This window comes from Brevundimonas sp. Root1279 (assembly GCF_001425945.1).
GTDB lineage: Bacteria > Pseudomonadota > Alphaproteobacteria > Caulobacterales > Caulobacteraceae > Brevundimonas.
Window position 1 is genome coordinate 1 of the sequence record NZ_LMEB01000010.1, and the last position, 21,987, is coordinate 21,987.

Below are 21,987 nucleotides of genomic sequence, written 5' to 3' on the forward strand. Positions count from 1 at the left end.
GTGATCGCCGCCGTCAGGGTCGTCTTGCCGTGTGATCGCCGCCGTCAGGGTCGTCTTGCCGTGGTCGACGTGACCGATCGTGCCGATGTTGCAGTGCGGCTTGTTACGTTCGAACTTTTCCTTGGCCATGGCCAAAACTCCTGTGGCCCTGGAGGGCGGTTGGATCAGCTTAAAATCTTGGAGCGGGTAGACGGGATCGAACCGACATCCTCAGCTTGGAAGGCTGCTGCACTACCATTGTGCTATACCCGCGCGGAGAATGCGTCGGGTCTCCCCTTCGCACCCGGTCCTCATCGAGGTCCGTTCGTCCGGTCTTCATCAGCGCGTGGTGGGGGAAGCAGGACTCGAACCTGCGAAGCTTACGCAGCGGATTTACAGTCCGCCCCCTTTGCCGCTCGGGACATTCCCCCTCGCGCGATGTGAAGACCGATCCGGAACGCCCGAAACCGGTCCAAAGACCGTTCTCGAAACAAAAGCCTTCGAAGTCCGGCAAGCCCTGGTTTAGAGGAAGCGCCTGACCCGGAATGCCCTTGGGCCCCAAATCGGAGGGCGTCTTATAGTGTCGTCGAAAACAGAACGCAACGACCGGAAAACCGGTAAAAAGCCGAGCTTCCGCGGAAGGGGTGAAACCCCCAAATCGCCAGGCTGGACGCCGAATCCGCCGCCGCGAGGCGCCGGCGAGTCGGCTCCCCGCGGCGCCAAGAGCAAGGTCGACCCCGACAACTGGCTGTGGGGTAGGCACCCCGTTTTGGCCGCTTTGGCGAATCCCTCCCGCAAGGGCATGGGCCGGCTGCTGGTCACCGAGGACCGCGCGGCGGAGATTGAGCGCGACAAGCTGGCCCCCAACGGCCACCGCCCCGAGATCGTCGACGGGCCGACCCTGGCGCGCATGCTGCCGCCCGGCGCCGTGCACCAGGGCCTGGCCTTCAAGGTCTCTCCGCTGGAAGGCGTGGCGCTCGACGACATCGCCGAGCCGGCTGAAGGCGTCATCGTCATGCTCGACCAACTGACCGATCCGCAGAACGTCGGCGCCATCTTCCGCTCGGCCCTGGCCTTCGGCGCGCGCGGCATCGTCGTGCAGGACCGTCACTCCCCCGCCCTCGCCGGCGCCCTGGCCAAGGCCGCCGCCGGCGCCACCGAACGCCTGCCATGCGCCCGGGTGACGAATCTCAGCCGGGCCCTCGAGCGGCTGTCCGATCTGGGCTGGCAGGCGGTCGGCCTGGACGGCTCGGCCGAGCAGACGCTGGAGCAGGCGTTGGACGCCCGCCCGACCGTGCTGGTGATGGGCTCCGAGGGCGACGGCATCCGCCGCCTGGTGGCCGAGCACTGCGACGTGCTGGGCAAGATCCCCATGCCTGGCGGCTTCGAGAGCCTGAACGTCTCAAATGCCGCGGCGATCGCTCTTTATGAAGTCGCGCGCGCGCAAGGACGGACCTGAACTCACATCCGGGTTCCACCTGAGAACCACTCGCGCTTGCGGAACAGCCCCGCCCTGCCCTAGAGCGCGAGCATGGAATTTCTGAGCAACCCCGAACTCGCCTCCCAGCTCTCGGCGCTGGGCAAGGTGGTCATGATGGATCTGGTGCTGGCGGGCGACAACGCCGTCGCCGTCGGCCTGGCCGCCGCCGCCCTGCCGCAGGAGCAGCGCAAGAAGGCGATCATGATCGGCCTGATCGCGGCCGTGGTCATGCGCATCGGCTTCGCCCTGATCACCGTCCAGCTGCTGGCCATCGTCGGCCTGCTGCTCGCCGGCGGCCTGCTGCTGCTGTGGGTGTGCTGGAAGATGTGGCGTGAGCTGCAGGAGCAGAAGACCCACAACCAGGAAGAAGCCGAACGCGAACTCGAACTGGCGCTCAGCATCGAGCACGGCAAGGGCCCCTCGCCGGAAGAGCTGGGGCTGAAGCGCAAGAGCTTCGGCGCGGCCCTGGTCCAGATCATGATCGCCGACATCACCATGTCGCTCGACAATGTGCTGGCCGTCGCCGGCGCGGCGCACGAGCACCCGTGGATCATGGTGTTCGGCCTGGTGCTGTCGATCGCCCTGATGGGCGTGGCCGCGACCTATATCGCCAAGCTCCTGCACAAGTACCGGTGGATCGGCTACGTCGGCCTCATCGTCGTGCTCTACGTCGCCCTGCACATGATCTGGGACGGCTACCGCTCCACCGTGGTGCGCACCGAGAACGTCGGCCGTCACAACGCCGCCCTGCCGGCCATGCTCTCGATCGGTCAGGAAGAGGTCGACAAATTCTGCAAGGCCGAGCGCGAAGCGACCCGTCAGGCCTGCCTGACCCAGCCGCTGAGCCGCACGACGCCCGCGCCGGTCACCGTGCCGGCGCCGGCGCCGACCGCCCCAATGCCTGCGCCGACGCCCGCTCCCGCCACGAACTGATCCATGCCCCCTATCGATACGCTTACGCGACAGCTGTCGTTCGCCACCGGCGTGGCTGCGGCCCTGGCCCTGAGCGGCTGTGGCCCCCGCCCGGCGCAAGCCAAGCCCGAAGCCCGCGCCTGCGCCAACGATCGCGGCAATCGCATCCCGGACGACGACTGCAATTCCGGCCGCGGCGGCGCTCGCTGGTACTATGGCGGCAACGCCTATGGCTCGAACTACGGCGATAAGCTGAACGGCGGGTCGCATCAGGCGCCACGTGCGGGCGGTTTCGGCTCCTCGGCGCGCGGCTCCAGCGGCGGCTGATCTCATGGAGCGCCTGCCGCTGACGCCCCGACCCGACTGGCGCGAACGGGTCGAGGCGCTCGGCTTCGTCTGGCACACGGCCGACGGCCAGCCCTACTGGAACGAAGCCGCCTGCTACCGCTTCGACCGCGCCCAGGTGCGCGAGATCGAGCAGGCGACAGAAGAGCTGTACCGCCTGTGCCTCGAGGCCGGGCAGCACATCATCGACCGCGACCTGTTTCACCGCTTCGGCATTCCGGATTTCGCCGTCCCGCTGATCCGCAAGGCCTGGGACGAGGAGCCGCCGGCGCTCAACTACGGCCGCTTCGATCTCGGCTACGACGGCGTCTCGCCGCCCAAGATGTTCGAGTTCAACTGCGACACCCCCATCTCCCTGCTCGAGGCGGCGGTGATCCAGTGGGATTGGCTCGAGGCTGTCTTCCCCGGCCGCGACCAGTTCAACCGCATTCACGACGCCCTGATCGCACGCTGGCGCGAGCTGGCCCCGCGCCTGCCGCTGCGGGTCCACTTCACCCACGCCGAGGAAGGCGCAGCCGAGGACGCGGTGACCGTGGCCTATATGCGCGACGTCGCCCGGGAGGGCGGCGTCGACAGCGTGCAACTGCCGATCGAGGCGATCGGCTGGGACGGCCAGTGCTTCGTCGATCCCGAGGGCCGGCGGATCGTGGCCCTGTACCATCTCTATCCGTGGGAGTGGCTGGTCGCCGAAGACTTCGGCCGCCAGATCGCCCAGGCGCCGACGCAGTGGATCGAGCCGATCTGGAAGATGATCTGGTCGAACAAGGCCCTGCTGCCGATCCTGTGGGAGCTGTTCCCTGACCACCCCAATTTGCTCGAAGCCTCGTTCGAACCCATGGCCGGCGATCATGCGCGTAAGCCGATCCTGGCTCGCGAGGGCGCCAACGTCTCGATCGTCAAGGACGGCCGGGTGGTCGAGGCGACCGGCGGCGACTACGGCGACGAGGGCCATGTCTGGCAGCGGCTGTACGACCTGCCCGACTTCGACGGCCATCGGCCGGTGATCGGCAGCTGGGTCGTCGACGGCGAAGCGGTCGGCATGGGCATCCGCGAGGCCGGGCTGATCACCGGAAACGCCGCGCGGTTTGCGCCGCACCTGATCCGCGGCTGAAGTCAGCCGAGGAGATCGGAGAGGTCGTTCTTGCTGAACGGCTCGGGCATGTCCTGCTGGCGGCAGAAGCGGGCGGACCAGGTCGAGCCGTCGTCGGCGACCACCGCAAATCCCATGTCGCTGGTCACGCGGATCGTCTGGATCGAATCCCGCTCGGGCTCGCCCCGGTCGGAGCAGGTCTCGCTCAGGCGGTAGGTGTCAGGCGCCGTCCGCTCGATCGATCGTGTGGTGCAGGTCGCATAGAAGCCGTCGCCCTTGAACAGCGTCGTGGTGCCGTTGGACGCGTCCGCGCAATCGGTGTCGGCGGCGACGTAATAGCCCCGGCGGAGCGGGATGGACTCGACCCGCTCCACCGCCTGTCCCACAGAAAGCGCCCCGGGAGCTGGCGCCGCCGCCAAACAGGCCGCCGCGAAGAGAAACGCGCGCATGGTCCCTCTCCATTAGGGCGGGAGGTCCAGCGATAGTCCCCTTATCCACAGGGCGTCGAGGGCGCCGAAGCGGATAGCCTGTTCGGTCGACAGGGTTTTCCTGAGGCCTCAGCCCTCGGCGCCGCCGAACCGTTCGGACCATTCGGCGACCTGCTCATCCTCGACCTTGGCGAACAGGACGTTGGCGGCGGCGACCGTCTGACCGACCGGCACGGCGGCCATCAGATCTTCATCCGCCGACGGCCAGCTCAGGTCGGTCGAACCCACCGTCGCGGCGATCTTCTCCGCAGAGGCCGGAATGATCGGCGCCGCAAGGCGGGCGAACTGGGCGACCAGGTTCAGGCCCATCCGGGTGGCGGTGGCGGCCCGCTCGGGGTCGGTCTTCATCGCCGTCCAGGGCGCCGCGACCTGCAGATACTCGTTGCCCAGCACCCAGACCGCGCGGATCGACTGCGCCGCCTTGCGGAACTCCATGTCCTCAAGGTTCGCCGTCGCCTCGGCGACGCCCGCCTTGATCTGGTTCAGGAAGTCTTGGTCGACGTCTGTCAGGGCGGCGCCCTCGGGGACGACGCCGCCGAACTTCGACTCCGCGAACTTGACGATGCGATTGACGAAATTGCCCAGCACGTCGGCCAGGTCCTTGTTCGTCGTCGACTGGAACTGCTCCCAGGTGAAGGCCGCATCCGAATGTTCGGGACCGTAGGCCGTCAGGTGCCAGCGCCAGTAGTCGGCGGGCAGCAGCTCCAGCGCCTGGTCCATGAAGACGCCGCGCTTCTGGCTGGTCGAGAATTTGCCGCCGTACCAGTTCAGCCAGTTGAAGGCCTTCAGCGTGTCGACCGTCTTCCACGGCTCGCCCGAGCCCAGGATGGTCGCCGGGAAGCTGACGGTGTGGAAGGCGACATTGTCCTTGCCCATGAACTGGACGTAGCGGACGTCGTCCGCGCCCTCGTCCAGCCGCCACCAGTCCTTCCAGGTCCGGCCGTTGGCCTCGGCCCACTCCTCGGTGGCGCCGATGTATTCGATCGGGGCGTCGAACCAGACGTAGAAGACCTTGCCTTCCATGCCCGGGCGCGGCCCGCCGTCGGCGCCCACCACCGGCACGCCCCACTTCAGGTCGCGGGTGATGCCCCGGTCGATCAGGCCTTCGTCGAGGTGCTTGTAGGCGATCGAGCGGGCCAGGGTCTGCCAGTCGGTCTTGGTCCCGATCCAGTCGCGGATCGGCTGCTCCAGCTTGGTCTGCAATAGGTACAGGTGCCGCGTGTCGCGCACCTCCAGGTTCCTGGAGCCCGAGACCGCCGAATAGGGATCGATCAGGTCGGTCGGGTCCAGCAGTCGCCCGCAGTTGTCGCACTGGTCGCCGCGCGCCTTCTCATAGGCGCAGTGCGGACAGGTGCCCTCGACATACCGGTCCGGCAGGAAGCGGGCGTCGTCGATCGAATAGATCATCCGGTCGACGCGTTCCTCGATCAGGCCGCGCTCCTCCAGCACCTTGGCGAAATGCTGGGTCAGGCGCCGGTTCGGGGCGTTCGAGGAGCGGCCGAACCAGTCGTAGCTGAGACCGAAGCTGTCGCCGGCGCTCTTCTGGATCTCGTGCTGCTCATCGCAGTAGGTTTTCACGTCCTGGCCGGCGGCGGCGGCGGCCAGCTCGGCCGGCGTGCCGTGCTCGTCGGTGGCGCAGATGTAGAGGACCTCATGGCCCTGGGCCCGCTTGAAGCGGGCGTAGACGTCGGCCGGCAGCATCGAGCCCGCCAGGTTCCCCAGGTGCTTGATGCCGTTGATGTAGGGCAGCGCCGAGGTGATGAGGATGCGGGCCATGGTCGTCCGGAGAGTCTTGGGGAGGGGTCGGATATAGAGGCCGCGACGGCGCACGTCACCACAGGCTGTGCGATTGCCGCAGCGAAGCCTAGTCTGCGGCCATGGCGATAATCCCGACCCTGAAGTGCTCGAACATGGCCCGGTCGCTGGCCTTCTACACGGGAGTGCTGGACTTCGAGTTGCGTGGGGCCTGGCCGGACCAGAGCGATCCCTCATTCGCGGAGCTGGCGCGCGACGGCGACCTGCTGTTCTTGTCCAGCCATTCCGGCGACGGCGTGTTCGGGACGGCGGTGGTGGTCGTGGTCGACGAGATCGACGCCCTGTTCGAGACCTTCCGCGCCCGCGGCCTGGACCCCTCGCACAAGCCGGACTCGCCGGTGCACCAGGGACCGCTGCACCAGACCTGGGGCACGCGGGAGTTCTACGCCGACGATCCTGACGGCAATACGCTGCGCTTTACGCAGGCATGACCTTGAGCCGCCGCGCCACGCGTACGAACCGGCCAGTCAACAAAGTTGCCGAGACCAAGCTGGCGATGATCACCGCCCAGGTCAGGCCATTGACGCCGATGCGGTGGGCGAGGAACCAGCCGAGCGGCATCATGATCGCGGTGTAGGCGACGAAATGCATGATCGTCGGCCACCAGACGTCCCCGCCCGCGCGGTTCGCCTGCGCCGCGACCACCTGGATCGCGTCGGCCACGAAGAACAGGGTGGCCAGGGCCAGGGCCGGGGCGGCCACGGCGATCAGGGCCGGGTCGCGGTTGTAGGCCTGGGTCAGCAGGTGGGCGGTCGGCCAGACGAACAGGGCGATGACCGTCGCCAGGACGGCGACCACGCCGATCCCCGCCAGGCCGGCGCGCATCACGCCGCGCCCATCGCCCGCTCCATAGGCACGCCCGACCAGCACAGCCGTCGCCGAAGACAGGCCCATGGGCACCATGAAGACGATCGCAGAGATATTGAGGACGATGGCCCAGGCCGAGGTCTCGACCGCACCCAGCTGGCCGGCAAAGAAGGTCATGGCGGCGAAAGCGCCGACCTCGATGAAGTAGCTGGAGCCGGCGCCGAGCCCGACCTTGATCTGGTCGCGCGCGGTCTCCGGATCCGGCTGGGGCTTGTCGAACAGGCCGAGCGCCCGCGCCTCCGGCAGGCGCAGGATGTAGACCAGCGGGAAGATCGCGAGGGCCGCCCGCGCCCCGAACGTCGCCCAGGCCGAGGCCACCGCGCCGTTCAGGCCGATGCCGAGAAGGTCAGGCACCAGCACCAGGTTGAGCAGCAGGTTGACGATATTGGCGACCCAGATGGCCGCCATGCTCAGCTTCGGCCGGCCCAGCGCCTCGATGAAGAACTGGCCCGTCGCCGACAGCAGGTAGAAGGGCATCGACAGGGAGAAGATGATCAGCGCCGGCGAGGCGCCTTCGGCCAGGCCGTTCTCCAGCCCCATGTGGCGCAGGCCCCAGGGCCCGAGCGCGATCAGCAGCACGGTCGAGACCAGGGCGATCTGCAGGGCGAAGACGACTCCGCGGCGCAGCACCGCGCCGACATCATGCCGCCTGCCCTCCCCCAGCATCCGGGCGGTCATCACCTGTACGCCCAGCATCAGGCCGACGGCGGTGGTCACCACGATCGAGGTCGGGGCCCAGGCCAGGGCGTGGAAGGCCAGCTGCTCGGACGCGTAGTTGCCGACCACGATGGCGTCGGTCAGACCCATGGTCATGATGCCGATGCGCGCCAGCACGACCGGCCACGCAAGGTGCAGCAGGTCTTTCAGGGTGACGCGGGTCTGGGGGCTCAGCAACGACATGGGACCGGCGACAGGCCACGCCGCGGGCTGCCGGTCAACCCGAGTTTCCCCGAGCTTGGCATAAGCGACCCGAGGGGCTGGGCCGATCCGCACGATCATTGCGGTGCTTCGCATAGGCGTGAGCACGAAATCTGTGGAGCCCGCGCGGAGGGCGCCTTAAACCAACCTCATGCCCAAGCTGACGTCCGCCATCGATCCGAACAGCGCAGCCTTCAAGGCGCTGGACGCCCACAACCGCGCCCTGCGCGACGAGCTGTACGCCAAGGTCTCCCAGGCCGCGCTTGGCGGGCCCGAGGCCAGCCGCGAACGCCACGTCAAGCGCGGCAAGCTGCTGCCGCGCGACCGCGTCGAGCGGCTGCTGGATCCGGGCTCGCCCTTCCTGGAGGTCGGCCAGCTGGCCGCGGGTGGCATGTACAATGACGAAGCCCCCGGCGCCGGCATGATCTGCGGCGTCGGCCGGGTCTCGGGCCGCGAGGTCATGATCGTCGCCAACGACCCGACGGTGAAGGGCGGCGCCTACTTCCCCCTGACCGTGAAAAAGCACCTGCGCGCCCAGGAGATCGCCGAGCAGAACAACCTGCCCTGCGTCTATCTGGTGGACTCCGGCGGCGCGAACTTGCCGCATCAGGCCGAGGTCTTCCCCGACCGCGACCACTTCGGCCGCATCTTCTTCAATCAGGCTCGGATGTCGGCGAAGTCGATCCCGCAGATCGCCTGCGTCATGGGCAGCTGCACCGCCGGCGGCGCCTATGTGCCGGCGATGTCGGACGAGACCGTGATCGTCCGCAACCAGGGCACCATCTTCCTGGCCGGCCCGCCCCTGGTGAAGGCCGCCACCGGCGAGGTCATCTCGGCCGAGGAGCTGGGCGGGGCCGAGACCCACGGCCGCAAGTCCGGCGTGGTCGACTATGTCGCCGAAAACGACGAGCACGCGCTCGAAATCGTCCGCAACATCGTCGACGGCCTCAACACGGTGAAAGAGGTCAAGCTGGATGTCCGCGAGCCGCGCGCCCCGGCCTTCGCCGCCGAGGAGCTGTACGGCCTGATCCCCGACGACGTCCGCGCCCCCTATGACGTGCGCGAGGTCATCGCCCGCGTCGTCGACGGCTCCGAGTTCGACGAGTTCAAGCCGCTGTACGGGAACACCCTCGTCTGCGGCTTCGCCCGGATCTGGGGCTATCCGGTCGCCATCCTGGCCAACAACGGGGTGCTGTTCTCGGAGAGCGCGCTTAAGGGCGCCCACTTCATCGAACTGGCCTGCAAGCGGAAGATCCCGCTGGTCTTCCTGCAGAACATCTCGGGCTTCATGGTCGGCGGCAAATACGAGGCCGAAGGCATCGCCAAGAACGGGGCCAAGCTGGTCACCGCCGTCGCCTCGGCCGAGGTGCCCAAATTCACCGTCCTGATCGGCGGCAGCTTCGGGGCCGGAAACTACGGCATGTGCGGTCGCGCCTATTCCCCGCGCTTCCTGTTCACCTGGCCCAACAGCCGCATCTCCGTCATGGGCGGCGAGCAGGCGGCCTCGGTGCTGGCCACCGTCAAGCGCGACGCCCTGGAGGCCAAGGGCGAGACCTGGGTTGTCGAGGACGAGGCCGCCTTCAAGGCCCCGATCCGCCAGCGCTACGAGGACGAGGGCAGCCCCTATTTCGCCTCGGCCCGCCTGTGGGACGACGGCGTCATCGACCCCGTCCAGACCCGCGACGTGCTCGGCCTGGCGATCAGCGCCTCGCTGAACGCCCCGATCCCGGAGACCACCTTCGGCGTCTTCCGGATGTAGACCGGGAGACCTAGCCGGACTGACGCGTTGAGAATTTGAAGGAGCCCCTGATGACCGACCGCACCACGCCCTCCGAGGCCGACCTCAACGCCCTCGACATCACCGACGCCGAGGCGGCGCAGATCAACGCCATCGCCAACCCGCTGCTGGCGGGCGCGGCGCCGGACGCCAACGACCAGTTGGTCCAGATCGACTCGACGACCGACGGGGTCGTGTTCGTCACCATCAACCGGCCCGAGAAGCGCAATGCCTTCGACGCCGCCACCATCGCGGCCCTCTATGAGGCGTTCGAGACCCTGCACGGCGCCGACAGCGTGCGGGTCGTCTTCGTCCGCGGCGCCGGCGGGACCTTCAGCGCCGGCGCGGACCTGTCCTGGATGCGCGACGCCACCGGCTGGAGCGAGGGCGACAACCGCAGCGACGCCATGGGCCTGGCGAAGATGCTCAAGGCCCTGCACGACGTCCCGGCCCTGACCGTGGCCATCGTCGAGGGCTCGGCCATGGGCGGCGGGGCCGGCATCGTCGCCGCCTGCGACATGGCCGTGGCCGTCGAGGGCACGCGCTTCGCCTTCTCCGAGGTCAAGCTGGGCCTGATCCCGGCGACCATCGCCCCCTATGTGGTCGAGGCCATCGGCGCCCGCCGCGCCCGGCAGTTGTTCCTGACCGCCAACATCTTCGACGCCGACTACGCCGCCCATGCGGGCCTGATCGACCTGGTCCTGCCTGAGGGCTCGGTCGACGAGTTCGTCTCGATGCTGTCCGACAGCCTGACCGGCAACGCGCCCGGCGCCATGGGCGACGCCAAGCGGCTGGTTCACGACGTGGCCGGCCACAAGATCGACCACGGCCTTATGGAAGAGACGGCTCGCCGCATCGCCCGCGCCCGCGTCTCCGACGAAGGCCAGGAAGGCGTCCGCGCCTTCCTGGACAAGCGCAAGCCTCGCTGGGCGGAGTAAGCGGCTAGTCGCCAGCCGTCTCGCCGCCGCCGACCGTCCCTCAACTCCCCCCGCCCGAAGACCCAGCCCCCATGTTCAAGTCCGTCCTGGTCGCCAACCGCGGCGAAATCGCCTGCCGGGTCTTCCGGACCGCCCGCCGCATGGGCATCCGCACGATCGCCGTCTACTCGGAGGCCGACGCGAGGGCTCTGCACGTGCGTGAGGCCGACGAGGCGGTGCTGATCGGGCCGGCCCCAGCGCGCGAGAGCTACCTCGACGCCGACAAGGTGCTCGCCGCGGCCAAGGCGACCGGCGCCGAGGCCATCCATCCTGGCTACGGCTTCCTGTCCGAGAACGCCGACTTCGCCGAGGCCGTCGCGGCTGCGGGCATCATCTGGATAGGCCCCAAGCCGTCCTCGATCCGCGCCATGGGCCTGAAGGACGCGGCCAAGAAGCTGATGATCGAGGCCGGCGTGCCGGTCACCCCCGGCTACCAGGGCGAAGACCAGTCCGAGGCGACCCTGACCGCCGAGGCCGCACGCATCGGCTATCCGGTGCTGATCAAGGCGGTCGCCGGCGGCGGCGGCAAGGGCATGAAGAAGGTCGACCGCGCCGAGGATTTCGCCGCCGGCCTGGCCTCGGCCCAGCGCGAGGGCCAGTCCTCCTTCGGCGACCCCCGCGTCCTGATCGAGAGCTACATCACCCGCCCGCGCCACATCGAGGTGCAGGTGTTCGGCGACGGCGAGGGCAACGTCGTCCACCTCTATGAGCGCGACTGCTCGCTGCAGCGCCGCCACCAGAAGGTGATCGAGGAAGCCCCGGCGCCGGGCATGGACGCGGCGACCCGCAAGGCCGTCACCGACGCCGCCGTCCGGGCCGCCAAGGCCGTCGACTACCGCGGCGCCGGCACCATCGAGTTCATCGCCGACGCCTCCGACGGCCTCAAGCCCGACCGCATCTGGTTCATGGAGATGAATACCCGGCTGCAGGTCGAACATCCGGTCACCGAGGCGGTCACCGGCGTCGACCTGGTCGAATGGCAGTTCCGCGTCGCCGCCGGCGAGCCGATCCCGCTGAAGCAGGACCAGATCCCGCTGAACGGCTGGGCCATGGAAGCCCGCCTCTACGCCGAGGACCCCGCCAACGGCTTCCTGCCGAGCATCGGCAAGCTGGAGCATTTCGTCATGCCCGACGACGTCCGCGTCGACACCGGCGTCATGCCGGGCGGCGAGGTCAGCCAGTTCTACGACCCGATGATCGCTAAGCTGATCGTCCACGCCGAGACGCGGGAAGAGGCGGCCGCCATGCTCGCCGACGCCGCCGGCGAGGTCGAGGTGTGGCCGGTCAAGACCAATGCCGGTTTCCTGGTGCGATGCCTGGAGCATCCGCGCTTCGTTGAAGGCGATGTGGACACGGGATTTATCGCAGCGGAGGAAGCCGAGCTCGCGGCGGCGCCGTTGTCCGAGGTCGGCCTCGAGGACTCTGCCTATTATCTGCGTACGAACGTGCCTGAGGCGAGCGGCAACGATGCGGCCGCCCCTTGGGACGGCTTCGGCGGTGCGGTCGGGCTGCGGCTCAATGCCCCGCCGCGACTGACCCAGTCGCTGGTCGTCAACGGCGCCGGCCGCACGGCCCGTCTTCTGGACGGCGACGAATATCCCGTTAGCCGGTACCTCGAGCTCGAAGACGCCCGGGGCATCTGTTTCGAGAACGGGTCGGCCTTCGAGGTCAGCACCTTCCCCCGTCCGGGGCCGGGCTCCGGCGCCGCCTCCGACGGCTCCCTCCGCGCACCCATGCCCGGCAAGATCGTCGCCGCCCCCGCCATGGCCGGCGAGACCGTCGCCAAGGGCGCGCCGATCGTGGTGCTTGAGGCCATGAAGATGGAGCACGCGCTCGTCGCCCCCTTCGACGGCGTGGTCGAGACGGTCAGCGTCGCCGTCGGCGAGCAGGTCGGCGAGGGCACGGTGCTGGCGGTGGTTCGGCCGAGCGAAGGGCTCAGGGATTAGGGACCGGGATCAGAAAATTACTCCGCTCGCGCTTGCCTCTGACAGGCGTGCCGCCATCTCCCCTGTCCCTCCCTCGTCCCCAGTCCCTCCTCCATGCCTCTCCACATGATCAAGCTGTGCGTCGGCGTCTCCGACGTGGAGACCCTCGAGCGTAACGCCGAGCGTAGCGACTGGCGCGTGGTGCACACCCGCATGACGCCTAAGCGCGCCGCCGAGATCGAGGACGGCGGATCGCTCTACTGGGTGATCAAGGGCTCGGTGCTGTGCCGCCAGCCGATCCTCGACATCTCGACCGTCGGCGAGGGGGCAGCGAGCCGCTGCGAGATCAAGCTGGCGTCGCGCGTCATCCGCACCGCGCCCCTGGCCCGCCGCCCCTTCCAGGGCTGGCGCTATTTCGACAAGGACGTGCCGCCGGACCTGACGGTGCTCGAGGACGGCGACCTGCCGGCCGATCTGGCCAAACAGCTTCAGGAAATGGGCGCCTGGTGACTGCGGCCTCGCTTCGGCGAGCGGAGCAGGTATGGTGAGCTAATCCACTGTTTGGGAAGCCCATATGACCGGCCTGATCTTCGCCGCCCTGCTCGTCCTCACGCCGCCGCAGGACAATCTGTCCGGCTCGCGCAATGCACAGACCGAGGCCGACTTCCGCTGCTTCGCGGCCGGACTGGTGATGGCCGAAGTCTCGGGCGACGACGCCGAGATGGTCAATGCGGGCTCGATGGTCGCCTTCTACTATCTCGGACGGCTTGAAGGCCGGGAGCCTTCGATCGACTGGGTCGCGCGCGGCGTCGAGGTGGGGACCGCCAAGGGCGAAGAACTCCTGCCCGAACTGGCCCGCTGCGGCGAGGAGTTCGCGGCCAAGGGCGAGGACATGGTCAAGAAGGCGGGCGTCCAAGGCTCGTGACGCGCTCCCTCGCATGATCTCCGACTCCCGCTAGGCTCCGTCCATGGCCCCTGCCCGCTCCGCCCAACTGGAAGACGCCCTGCACCGCATCTTCGAAGGCGGCAAGAACACCCGCGCCAGCTGGTTCGCCCTGACCGGCGGCGAGACCCTGTTCGCGGAAGGCGATCCGGCCGACACCCTGTACCTGCTCCGCAGCGGGCGCCTCGGCGTGTTCCGGCGCGAAGCCAACGACCAGCCGCCGCAGTTCGTGGGCGTCATCCGGCCCGGCGAACCGGCGGGCGAAATGGCCATGCTGGCCGGCGGCGGCCACACCGCCGACGTGGTCGCCCTGCGCGATTCCGAAATCCTCGCCCTGCCCCGCGACGCCTTCTTCGAGGCCGCGCGCACCGAGCCGGATCTGATGGTCGAACTGTCCCGGCTGATGATCCAGCGCGCGCGTGACCGGCGCTCCGGCGGCGGCGAGCCCAGCGTCTTCGGCTTCATCTCGGCCCGCCCTCGCCCGATCCGCGCCTTTGTGGAGCGTGTCGCAGCGGCCATCGAGGCGGACGGCTTCACCTGCGAGGTCATCGACCATTCGGCCCTCACCTCGGCCAAGGAATGGTTCAGCCGCGTCGAGGACGCGCACGACTTCGTCCTCTATGTCGCCGAGATGGACGAACCGGTCTGGGCCGCCCTGTGCGCGCGCCAGGTCGACCGGGTCTTCGTGGTCGGGCAGTGCCTGCTCGCCCCGCCCAACCGTCCCCTGCCCCACGCCGGGGTCCTGGACGCCCAGCGCCGCACTGACCTGATCCTGCTGCGCGATCCACGCATGGCCCGCCCCGCCAACACCGCTGTGTGGATCGACTCGATCCAACCGGGGCGCTGGCTCCAGGCCGTCGAGGGCGACGCCGCCGACGCCGCCCGCATCGCTCGGGTGGTCACCGGCTCGGCTGTCGGGGTCGTTATGTCGGGCGGCGGGGCGCGGGCCTATTCGCACATCGGGGCCCTGCGCGCCCTGACCGAGGCCGGCGTGCCGATCGACTTCGTCGGCGGCGCCTCCATGGGCGCGATCGTCGCCGCCGGCCCGGCCATGGGCTGGTCGCAGGAAGAGCTGGAAGAGCGCATCCGCAGCTCCTTCGTGAAGAGCGACCCGCTGTCCGACATCACCTTCCCCATGCTGGCCATGAGCCGGGCCCGGAAGGTCGAGCGGCTGCTCAAGGACGCCTATGGCGACGTCGACATGGCCGACCTGGCCCGGCCGTTCTTCGCCGTGTCCACCAATCTGACGACCGGGCGGATCGAGGTGCATCGCCGCGGCCTGATGCGTCAGGCGATGCGCGCCTCGATCGCCATTCCCGGCCTGCTGCCGCCGATCGTTCTGGACCGCCAGGTCCTGGTCGACGGAGCCGTGCTCAAGAATTTCCCGGCCGAGGTCATGCGACAGATGACCAGCGGGCCGATTGTCGGCATCGACATGTCCGAGGCGCGGGGCGTCGATCCCGATCTGATCGAGCATCCGCCGTCGATCTGGCGGTTGATCGCCACGGGCGCCTGGAAGCGCGGTCCGCCGATCGTGTCCATCCTGATGCGCTCAGCGACCCTGACGACCGACGCGGACCTGGAGAGTTCGCGCGCCGCCACCGACCTGTTGGTGCAGCCGACCCCGGACGGCGTCGATATTCGTGACTGGAAGGCTTATGCACCGGCCGTGGACGCCGGTTATCGCTCGATGCGCGAGGCGCTGGCGACCCTCGACGGTCCGGTCACCGGCCTGCGCCGTCAACGCGCCCTCAGCGCCGCCGCGCCACCAGAAACAGCCGTGGGAACGGCATCAGAGTCACTCCGTCCGCACGTCGGGGGAAGGCCTCAGAAAGCCGTGCGCCGAGCGCGTCGAGGTACGCCTGCCGCATGATCGGGTCCTCAAGCGCAGCGAGATAAGGGCGCAGCGCCGTGCCCTTCATCCACTCCAGCACCGCGTTAGGCTGCCTCAGGACCTGCAAATACGTAGTCGTCCAGATGTCGATCGACTCGCAGGTCTCCGACAGCACGGCGTAATAGGCTTCGGCCGACAGCAGGGGCGCGATCCGGTGTACGCCGGCGAGGGCTTTCGCCCAGGGGCCCTCATCGGCCACCTGGCGCATGATCACATGGTGGCGCGTCTCGTGGGCGATCGGCATCTGCACGGCCAGCACGCCGCCCGGCGCAAGGGTTCCCGCCAGTCGACGCAGCAGGGTGTCATGATCCGGGAGCCACTGCAGTGAAGCATTGGCCAGGATAAGATCAACGGGCCGCTCCGGCGTCCAATCCGCAATGCCGCCCAGACGCCAGTCGACCTCGTCCCGACGCGCCTGCGCCTGGGCCAGCATGGCCTCGCTGGAATCGAGACCGTGCACCCGGGCTTCGGGACGCCAACGCTTGAGCCCGGCGGCGTCGCGACCGCCGCCGCAGCCGAGATCCCAGATCTCATCGGGCTCGAAATCCGCAGGCAGACGGCGCAGCAACTCACGCACGGCGCGAAAGCGCTCGGCCTCAAACAGATCGTATTGCTTGGGGTCCCAGGCCGGACGAGTGTCGGTCATGTCGCGTATCGCCCCCTGGAATGGGCGGGGATGGTACAGCCTCTCAGGATTGAACTGAGGACCTCCGGCTCCACAAACCGGCGCTCTAACCAGCTGAGCTAAGGCTGCACATATCCGCGCGAGCGGCGTCTGTAGCGGGGTCGCGTGCGTCGATCAAGCCGGTTTTGCAGATAGTTTGGCGCCGAGGGCCGAGGGGCGAAGGTCGGGGGTCGAGAGACGCGGTGCAGAGCAGTCCAGACCAGACCCGACGTATCGCCGAAACGTCTGGCCCGCCCAATGACCCCGCCCCTCGACCCGTGACCTCACGCCCAGCCGCGGCTGTCGATGTACTGCTGCAGCGCGGCGATCCGACTTTCGTCCGAGGGGTGGGTCGAGGCGAACTCCGGGGTGCCGCCCTGGCGTTGGGTCTGCATCAGGCGCCACAGGGCGATGGCCTCAGACGGCTTGTAGCCGGCGCGCTGCATGTAATCGACGCCGAGACGATCCGCCTCGAGCTCATCACGCCGCGAGAAGGGCAGCAGGACGCCGAACTGGGCCCCCAGGCCGCCTAGAGCGCCTGCGGCCTGGGCGTAGTCGCCGGCGACGCTCTGGACCCCGCTCAGGGCGATGCTCGTGGCCGCCGTGGTCGAATAGCGCTCGGCGGCGTGGCGAGCGACGACGTGGCCGACTTCGTGGCCGAGGACCGCGGCCAGCTGGTCGTCATTCTGGACAAGGGCCAGCAGGCCGGTTGTGACGCCGATCTTGCCCGACGGCAGGACGAAGGCGTTGGGGCTCTTGCTGACGAAGACAGCGTAGTCCCAGCGACGGTCGCCCAGGCTGGCGGCGTCGACGACCCGCTCGCCCACCCGGCGGATCCGGGCGTTGGCGGCCGCGTCCGACGAGGTCGGCTGGGTGCGCAAGGCCTCGGCCCAGGCGGCCTCCGACTGCTGCGTCAGCGAGCTGTCGTCGACGATGAGAAACTGGTTGCGGCCGAGGGTGTCGTTATAGGCGCAGCCCCCCACGAGGGCGGTGAGCGCGACGGCGGCCAGAATGGGCAAACGGAGGTGCATTGAAGTCTCCTTCCAAGGACTGGCCGCACAACGATCCAGACGCGGCTAAGCTCCGTGCAAAGCAAAACGCCCCGGCCAATGGCCGGGGCGCTCGCTTATCAGGTGGTTCCGTCCGTCAGTCCGCGAGGCGGAAGCGGATGGTGAACCGGGCTTGTCCGCCCTCGGCGACGCTGTCCACGGTCCGCGGATTGAACCGCGCCCGGGACATCGAACGGAGCGCCGCCTGGCCGAAGCCGGCTCCATCCGGGTCTTCGGAGACGATGCTGCAGTTCGAGGCCGAGCCGTTGGACTGCACGGTGCAGAGCAGGGTCACGGAACCTTGCTCGATACCGCGCGACTGGGCGCGATCCGGGAACTCCGGCTGCGGCTGGCGCTGCCAGCTCACATTGTTGATCACCGGAGGACGAGCCGGCGGCGGCGGCAGCGGCGGGGTCACAGGACCTTCGACGCGGCTCGGCGGGACGGTCGACTCGATACGGTCGGCGTCCTTGACCGGCGGGATCGGCAGCGGCGGAACCGGGATGTTGGTCGGGACCGACACCGGCGGACGCGGCTGAATCCGCGGCGGCGGCGCCGTTTCCGGCGGCGGAGGCGGCGGCGGCGGAGGCGGCGGCGGCGGAGGGATCGGTTCGATCAGCTCCACATCCACCGACTCGTCCGAGTAGGTCACTTCCTTCAGCTTGAACTGGGCGTTGATGAAGTAGAACGCCAGAAGGCTGAACAGCAGCAACACGACGGCGATGCTGATCAGGAAGATGTGCGGCGGAACCCCGAAGATGCCTTTGGCCTTCGGCGGGTCGTAGAGGCTGCGATGATATTCGACTTCGCTCATATGATCACCGCTCCTACTGTGCCGATTGGTCTTCGCCGACCAGGGCGACGCTGTAGAAACCGCTGTCCTGCAGCGAGTTCATGACATCCATGAAATCGCCGTACAAAGTGTCCTGGTCTGCGCGGATGAAGATCCGCTCGTCCGAAGGCACCTTGTTGCCGATCTGGCTCAGAAGCTCCGTGCCCACGCTTTCGATCGGCACCTCGTCGTCGCCGATGTAGGCGCGCGAGTCGGCTTGGATCGAGACGTAGAACGGCTTGGGCGGATTGACCTGCGGCGGTGCGACCGCGCGCGGCAGTTTGACCTCCACCGACACGGTGGCGAGCGGAGCCGCCACCATGAAGATGATGAGCAGGACAAGCATGATGTCCACGAACGGCGTGACGTTAATCTCGCTGTTCTGCTCGATGGCGTACTTGCCGCCGCCGCCACCGGAAAGTTTGGCGGCCATCGGTCTTACGCCCCCTTGTCGAGGTTACGCGACACGGCGTTCATCAGTTCGGCGTTGAAGCCGTCCGAACGGGTGCCGTACGCGGCGATACGGGTGTTGAAGTAGTTGTAGAAGATAACGGCCGGGATAGCGGCGAACAGGCCGATACCGGTGGCGAGCAGGGCCTCGGCGATACCCGGGGCGACGACGGCCAGGTTGGTCGTGTTGGTGTTCGCGATACCGATGAACGAGTTCATGATGCCGTAAACGGTGCCGAACAGACCGATGAACGGACCGGTCGAACCGACCGACGCCAGGAACTGCTGACCGCCCGAGAGGCGCTTGGCCAGACCCGCCTGAACCGCGTTCACAGCGGCTTGGGCGCGGCCCAGAGCCGAGTCACGGTGATCGCCGGTGACCGAGAGGCCGGCCTGGCGGGACAGTTCGACTTCGTCGGTCGCCGCGGCGGCCATGTCGGCCAGCGGGTTGCCTTCGAACTCTTCCGAGGTGGCGACACGACGCATGTCAGCGATCGTGCGAGCCTGACGGAAGGACTCAAGGAAGCGGTCGGTGGCGCGGTTCAGCGAACCGAACTCGAACAGCTTGATGAGGAGGATCACCCACGAGAACACCGACGCGAGGAGCAGGCCGATCATGACGACCTTAACGACGATGTCCGCTTCCATGAACATGGCGGCGGGGGTGAGCTTGCCGTGGCTTTCAGCGGCCGGAGCCTCAGCTTCAGCGGCCGGAGTGGCAGCGGCGGCCGGAGCGGCAGCGTCAGCGGCCGGGGCCGAAGCGGCGGCCGGAGCGGTCGCGGCCGGAGCCGCAGCATCCTGCGCGAGGACCGGCGTACCGGCCATCAGCACGGCGGCGCCGGCCATGGCCAGGAGGAGGTTGGTCTTCTTGATATCGAGCATAGTTCGCCAGTTCCTGCGTTCTTTGGTCTGACTAGTGGAACCCTGAGATACGAACGCAGACGACGCCCGTACCCCCGATGAAATTCTCGCCCGCAGCGCAGGGGTACAATGAACCCCGGTCTGCGGAACGCCTCCTAACGCTTCCGGTTGCCTGTTGGCTTCCAGAGCGGCGCCGAGGGCTTAGGGAAATAAAATTCCCCTCGGCCCCCGACCGCTCGCGAAGGAAAGCGGTCAAGCTCCCTTTGGCGAACGGTTACCAGAGCGTCAAGTGCGCAACCGCGCTTTTCCCCTCGTGGGGGAGACAACGCGCCCGGAGCCCAAGATTCCGGCCGAAAGCGACAATTTCATGATGCGCGGAAACGAAGTTCCGGGTCCACACGGAGGGGTGGTGCCTGGGGGCGGATTCGAACCACCGACACGCGGATTTTCAATCCGCTGCTCTACCAACTGAGCTACCCAGGCATGCCGTCCGTCGGACGTTCCCGTGACGGAGGACGCTGGCGTCCCTGTCCTTCGAGAAGGTCTTTCGCACCGACCGATCCCGTAGGAGCGGTCTGGGGAGCGGCGTCTATAAGCGAGCCGCTTTCGGGTGTCCAGCGCCAGATTCAGTCTTCTTCGCCGTCCTCGCCGAGGGGCTCATCCGAGCCGCCCGGAATGACGTACGAACCGCTGAACCAACGCTGCAAGTCCACGTCAGCACAGCGCTTTGAGCAGAAGGGGCGGTATTTGTCGGCCGGCGGCTGACGGCGGCAAACGGGGCACATTGCGGCCATGGTCAGAGATCTTCCCAGCGGAGGGTCCCGGCCGCGAGGGCGGGGTCGGCGATCAGATGGGCCCGCGGGCCGAGTCGCGCCACCAGCGGGGCCGCCCGCTCGGCGTCAGCCGGGGCCGCGCGGACGGCGATCCGCGGCGCAGCGGTGTCCGTCAGCAGGCGCAGATTAAGGGCGCGGACCAGATCCTGGGCCCGGCGCGCCGGGCGACGGCGCCCGTCGGCCCCGTCCAGCGCCTCCTCCAGCGGGGTCAGCCGCCACGGCAGGCTGAGCTGGAGCACGCCGAAGCGGTTCACCGGCCCATATACAATGTCAGGATCGTCGCCGAAGGCGCGACGCGCGGCGGCGGTGACCGCTGCACCGTCGTGGACGGTCCCGACGAGATCGACGGCGACCAGCCCGCCCCAGCGACGCAGCCGGATCAGCCGAGCGGCCTCCGTAAGGCCTTGGCGATTCGCGCGAGCCCGGGCAGGCGGCCCGAACGCCACCCCAGGGGCCGGCGAAAGGTCAAGGTCGACCGCCACCAAGGCCCGCGTCCGCTGGACAGCCAGGTCGAGTCCGGTGTCGGTGAAGGCGTGCAGCGTCGTCAGCGCCTCCTCCTCGGCCTCGAGACCGGCGCGGATGGCGGGAGCGCCGGTGACGATTTCTACGCCGGGCGCCTCGCGCGCCAGTTGTTCGGCCACGCTTGGACCAGGACTCAACAGGCGGGGTTCGCCCTCCCCCGCGCCGATCAGACGAAGGGTCGGTCCCTTGGATTCACGCGGTTCGGCGACGATCTCGACCTGAACTTTGTGACCCACATTGAGCCGGTCCTTGCCCGCGAACGGAAGAAATCCGAGCGGAGCCGGAGCGCCGAGGTCGACGAAAGCGCCCTTCAACCCCGGATGAACGTCGACGATCCGGCCAAGGCAGCGCGCGCCGAGGCGGTGCTCGGGGACATCATCCTCACGCTGTATAAGAAGACGATCAAAGCGGCCGTCCCGGACGACCACGCCGCGCACCTCGCCGGGCCCATCGTCCAGAAAGAGCTCGAGCGCGTTCACCGGGTCAGGCGGCGCGCCAGCCGGCGCCGCCCAGAAGGTTCACGGTTTCATAGAGCGGCAGGCCCATGACCGCCGGGTAGCTGCCGACCAGGCGGGTGACGAAGGCCCCTGCCCGGCCCTGGATGCCATAGGCGCCGGCCTTGCCTTGCCATTCGCCGGAGGCGACGTAGGCGGCGATCTCTGCGTCCGACAGGACCTTGAAGCTGACGCGGGTCTCGACGACGCGGACGCTGGTCTTGCCCTTCGCGGCCACGGCGACGCCGGTCAGGACGCGATGGCCGCGGCCGGAGAGAAGTTTGAGGAACCGCGTCGCCTCGGCCTCGTCGGCGGCCTTTTCAAGAAAGCGGCGTCCGACGGCGACGACGGTGTCGGCGGCGAGCACCACGGCGTCGGGCGTCCGGGCGGACACGGCCTCGGCCTTGCCGACAGCCAGCCGCGCGGCAAGCCGCGGCGGCGTCTCGTCCTTCAACGGGGTCTCGTCGATGTCGGCGGGTTCGATGCGATCGGGCGTCACGCCCACGAGCGCCAGCAGTTCGATGCGGCGCGGGCTGGCCGAGGCCAGCACCAGCTCAGGACGGCTCACAGCGAGCCGGTCCTTACTTGAAGCGATAGGTGATGCGGCCCTTGGTCAGGTCGTAGGGCGTCATCTCGACCAGGACCTTGTCGCCGGCCAGCACGCGGATGCGGTTCTTGCGCATCTTGCCTGCCGTGTGGGCGATGATCTCGTGATCGTTCTCGAGCGTCACGCGGAACGTCGCGTTCGGCAGCAGTTCGCTGACGACGCCGGGAAACTCGAGCAGTTCTTCCTTAGCCATGCGGCCTCTCGCGCCCAGTTTCGTCGAATCGAGGGCGCGCGCCGGGCCAGCGCGAACCGTAGGGAGCGGGCA

Annotated in this window: 23 protein-coding genes, 4 tRNA genes and 1 pseudogene; 11 read left to right on the forward strand and 17 right to left on the reverse strand. The window is 68.4% G+C overall.

Annotated features, from left to right (window positions below; all coding sequences use genetic code 11):
- The 3 genes from ASC65_RS16875 to ASC65_RS15325 all read right to left on the reverse strand — a co-directional run.
- On the reverse strand, positions 1-129 hold a 129-nt coding region (locus ASC65_RS16875; protein WP_235561529.1), incomplete at its 3' end, for a GTP-binding protein.
- A gap of 49 nt (positions 130-178) precedes the next feature.
- A tRNA-Gly gene (locus tag ASC65_RS15320) sits at positions 179-252 on the reverse strand.
- Between the two features lie 74 nt (positions 253-326).
- Positions 327-410, reverse strand: a tRNA-Tyr gene (locus ASC65_RS15325).
- Positions 411-559: 149 nt separating this feature from the next.
- Between ASC65_RS15325 and rlmB the strand changes: the two genes are divergently transcribed.
- The 4 genes from rlmB to ASC65_RS15345 all read left to right on the forward strand — a co-directional run bounded on the left by rlmB (position 560) and on the right by ASC65_RS15345 (position 3,827).
- Positions 560-1,438 carry a 23S rRNA (guanosine(2251)-2'-O)-methyltransferase RlmB gene (gene rlmB / locus ASC65_RS15330; RefSeq protein WP_056455274.1) on the forward strand — a complete coding sequence of 293 codons (879 nt, stop codon included), beginning with the start codon at positions 560-562 and terminating at the stop codon, positions 1,436-1,438.
- 72 nt (positions 1,439-1,510) lie between these two features.
- A complete protein-coding gene (locus ASC65_RS15335) occupies positions 1,511-2,392 on the forward strand; it encodes a TerC family protein (RefSeq protein ID WP_082526091.1) in 882 nt (293 codons plus the stop codon).
- Between the two features lie 3 nt (positions 2,393-2,395).
- A complete protein-coding gene (locus tag ASC65_RS15340; RefSeq protein ID WP_056455276.1) occupies positions 2,396-2,698 on the forward strand; it encodes a hypothetical protein in 303 nt (100 codons plus the stop codon).
- Positions 2,699-2,702: 4 nt separating this feature from the next.
- Positions 2,703-3,827: a glutathionylspermidine synthase family protein gene (locus ASC65_RS15345; RefSeq protein WP_056455278.1), complete on the forward strand. Its 1,125-nt coding sequence runs from the start codon at positions 2,703-2,705 to the stop codon at positions 3,825-3,827.
- A 2-nt stretch (positions 3,828-3,829) separates the two neighbouring features.
- On the opposite strand, the gene ASC65_RS15350 is transcribed toward ASC65_RS15345, so the two are convergent.
- Both ASC65_RS15350 and metG read right to left on the reverse strand, forming a co-directional pair.
- Positions 3,830-4,255 carry a hypothetical protein gene (locus tag ASC65_RS15350; protein ID WP_156459707.1) on the reverse strand — a complete coding sequence of 142 codons (426 nt, stop codon included), beginning with the start codon at positions 4,253-4,255 and terminating at the stop codon, positions 3,830-3,832.
- A gap of 108 nt (positions 4,256-4,363) precedes the next feature.
- A complete protein-coding gene (metG, locus tag ASC65_RS15355; RefSeq protein WP_056455282.1) occupies positions 4,364-6,070 on the reverse strand; it encodes a methionine--tRNA ligase in 1,707 nt (568 codons plus the stop codon).
- Positions 6,071-6,171: 101 nt separating this feature from the next.
- Here metG and ASC65_RS15360 point away from each other — a divergent pair, with 101 nt between their 5' ends.
- Positions 6,172-6,540, forward strand: coding sequence for a glyoxalase superfamily protein (locus tag ASC65_RS15360; protein ID WP_056455284.1), 369 nt, complete (start codon positions 6,172-6,174; stop codon positions 6,538-6,540).
- Here the strand turns inward: ASC65_RS15360 and ASC65_RS15365 are convergent.
- Complete coding sequence (locus ASC65_RS15365) at positions 6,527-7,876, reverse strand: MATE family efflux transporter (protein ID WP_056455286.1); 1,350 nt, start codon at positions 7,874-7,876, stop codon at positions 6,527-6,529. The two genes, ASC65_RS15360 and ASC65_RS15365, sit on opposite strands and share 14 nt — an antisense overlap.
- A gap of 169 nt (positions 7,877-8,045) precedes the next feature.
- Here ASC65_RS15365 and ASC65_RS15370 point away from each other — a divergent pair, with 169 nt between their 5' ends.
- From ASC65_RS15370 to ASC65_RS15395, 6 genes are all read left to right on the forward strand, one after another.
- On the forward strand, positions 8,046-9,653 hold the full coding sequence (locus tag ASC65_RS15370; RefSeq protein ID WP_056455289.1) for a carboxyl transferase domain-containing protein: 1,608 nt from the start codon (positions 8,046-8,048) through the stop codon (positions 9,651-9,653).
- Between the two features lie 50 nt (positions 9,654-9,703).
- Complete coding sequence (locus ASC65_RS15375) at positions 9,704-10,609, forward strand: enoyl-CoA hydratase-related protein (protein WP_056455291.1); 906 nt, start codon at positions 9,704-9,706, stop codon at positions 10,607-10,609.
- Between the two features lie 71 nt (positions 10,610-10,680).
- Positions 10,681-12,594, forward strand: a complete 1,914-nt coding sequence (locus ASC65_RS15380) for an acetyl/propionyl/methylcrotonyl-CoA carboxylase subunit alpha (protein WP_056455293.1) — start codon at positions 10,681-10,683, stop codon at positions 12,592-12,594.
- 93 nt (positions 12,595-12,687) lie between these two features.
- Positions 12,688-13,083: a DUF1489 family protein gene (locus ASC65_RS15385; RefSeq protein WP_056455295.1), complete on the forward strand. Its 396-nt coding sequence runs from the start codon at positions 12,688-12,690 to the stop codon at positions 13,081-13,083.
- A gap of 64 nt (positions 13,084-13,147) precedes the next feature.
- Positions 13,148-13,498, forward strand: coding sequence for a hypothetical protein (locus ASC65_RS15390; RefSeq protein ID WP_056455297.1), 351 nt, complete (start codon positions 13,148-13,150; stop codon positions 13,496-13,498).
- Positions 13,499-13,541: 43 nt separating this feature from the next.
- A complete protein-coding gene (locus tag ASC65_RS15395) occupies positions 13,542-15,389 on the forward strand; it encodes a patatin-like phospholipase family protein (protein ID WP_056455299.1) in 1,848 nt (615 codons plus the stop codon).
- A 247-nt stretch (positions 15,390-15,636) separates the two neighbouring features.
- Here the strand turns inward: ASC65_RS15395 and ASC65_RS17675 are convergent.
- From ASC65_RS17675 to infA, 11 genes and pseudogenes are all read right to left on the reverse strand, one after another.
- Positions 15,637-16,056, reverse strand: a pseudogene (locus ASC65_RS17675) (methyltransferase domain-containing protein); the annotation flags it as partial.
- A gap of 31 nt (positions 16,057-16,087) precedes the next feature.
- Positions 16,088-16,164, reverse strand: a tRNA-His gene (locus tag ASC65_RS15400).
- A gap of 194 nt (positions 16,165-16,358) precedes the next feature.
- Positions 16,359-17,105, reverse strand: a complete 747-nt coding sequence (locus ASC65_RS15405; protein ID WP_056455301.1) for a M48 family metallopeptidase — start codon at positions 17,103-17,105, stop codon at positions 16,359-16,361.
- Positions 17,106-17,220: 115 nt separating this feature from the next.
- Positions 17,221-17,937, reverse strand: coding sequence for an energy transducer TonB (locus tag ASC65_RS17765; RefSeq protein WP_056455303.1), 717 nt, complete (start codon positions 17,935-17,937; stop codon positions 17,221-17,223).
- Between the two features lie 13 nt (positions 17,938-17,950).
- A complete protein-coding gene (locus ASC65_RS15415; protein ID WP_056455305.1) occupies positions 17,951-18,388 on the reverse strand; it encodes a biopolymer transporter ExbD in 438 nt (145 codons plus the stop codon).
- A 5-nt stretch (positions 18,389-18,393) separates the two neighbouring features.
- A complete protein-coding gene (exbB, locus tag ASC65_RS15420; protein ID WP_056455307.1) occupies positions 18,394-19,287 on the reverse strand; it encodes a tonB-system energizer ExbB in 894 nt (297 codons plus the stop codon).
- Positions 19,288-19,673: 386 nt separating this feature from the next.
- A tRNA-Phe gene (locus ASC65_RS15425) sits at positions 19,674-19,749 on the reverse strand.
- Between the two features lie 143 nt (positions 19,750-19,892).
- A complete protein-coding gene (locus tag ASC65_RS16885; protein WP_082526093.1) occupies positions 19,893-20,060 on the reverse strand; it encodes a DNA gyrase inhibitor YacG in 168 nt (55 codons plus the stop codon).
- 2 nt (positions 20,061-20,062) lie between these two features.
- On the reverse strand, positions 20,063-21,100 hold the full coding sequence (locus tag ASC65_RS15430) for an RNA-binding protein (RefSeq protein ID WP_056455309.1): 1,038 nt from the start codon (positions 21,098-21,100) through the stop codon (positions 20,063-20,065).
- 4 nt (positions 21,101-21,104) lie between these two features.
- On the reverse strand, positions 21,105-21,683 hold the full coding sequence (locus ASC65_RS15435; protein WP_056455311.1) for a Maf family protein: 579 nt from the start codon (positions 21,681-21,683) through the stop codon (positions 21,105-21,107).
- A 13-nt stretch (positions 21,684-21,696) separates the two neighbouring features.
- On the reverse strand, positions 21,697-21,915 hold the full coding sequence (gene infA, locus ASC65_RS15440; RefSeq protein ID WP_003164348.1) for a translation initiation factor IF-1: 219 nt from the start codon (positions 21,913-21,915) through the stop codon (positions 21,697-21,699).
- Positions 21,916-21,987: the final 72 nt, after the last annotated feature.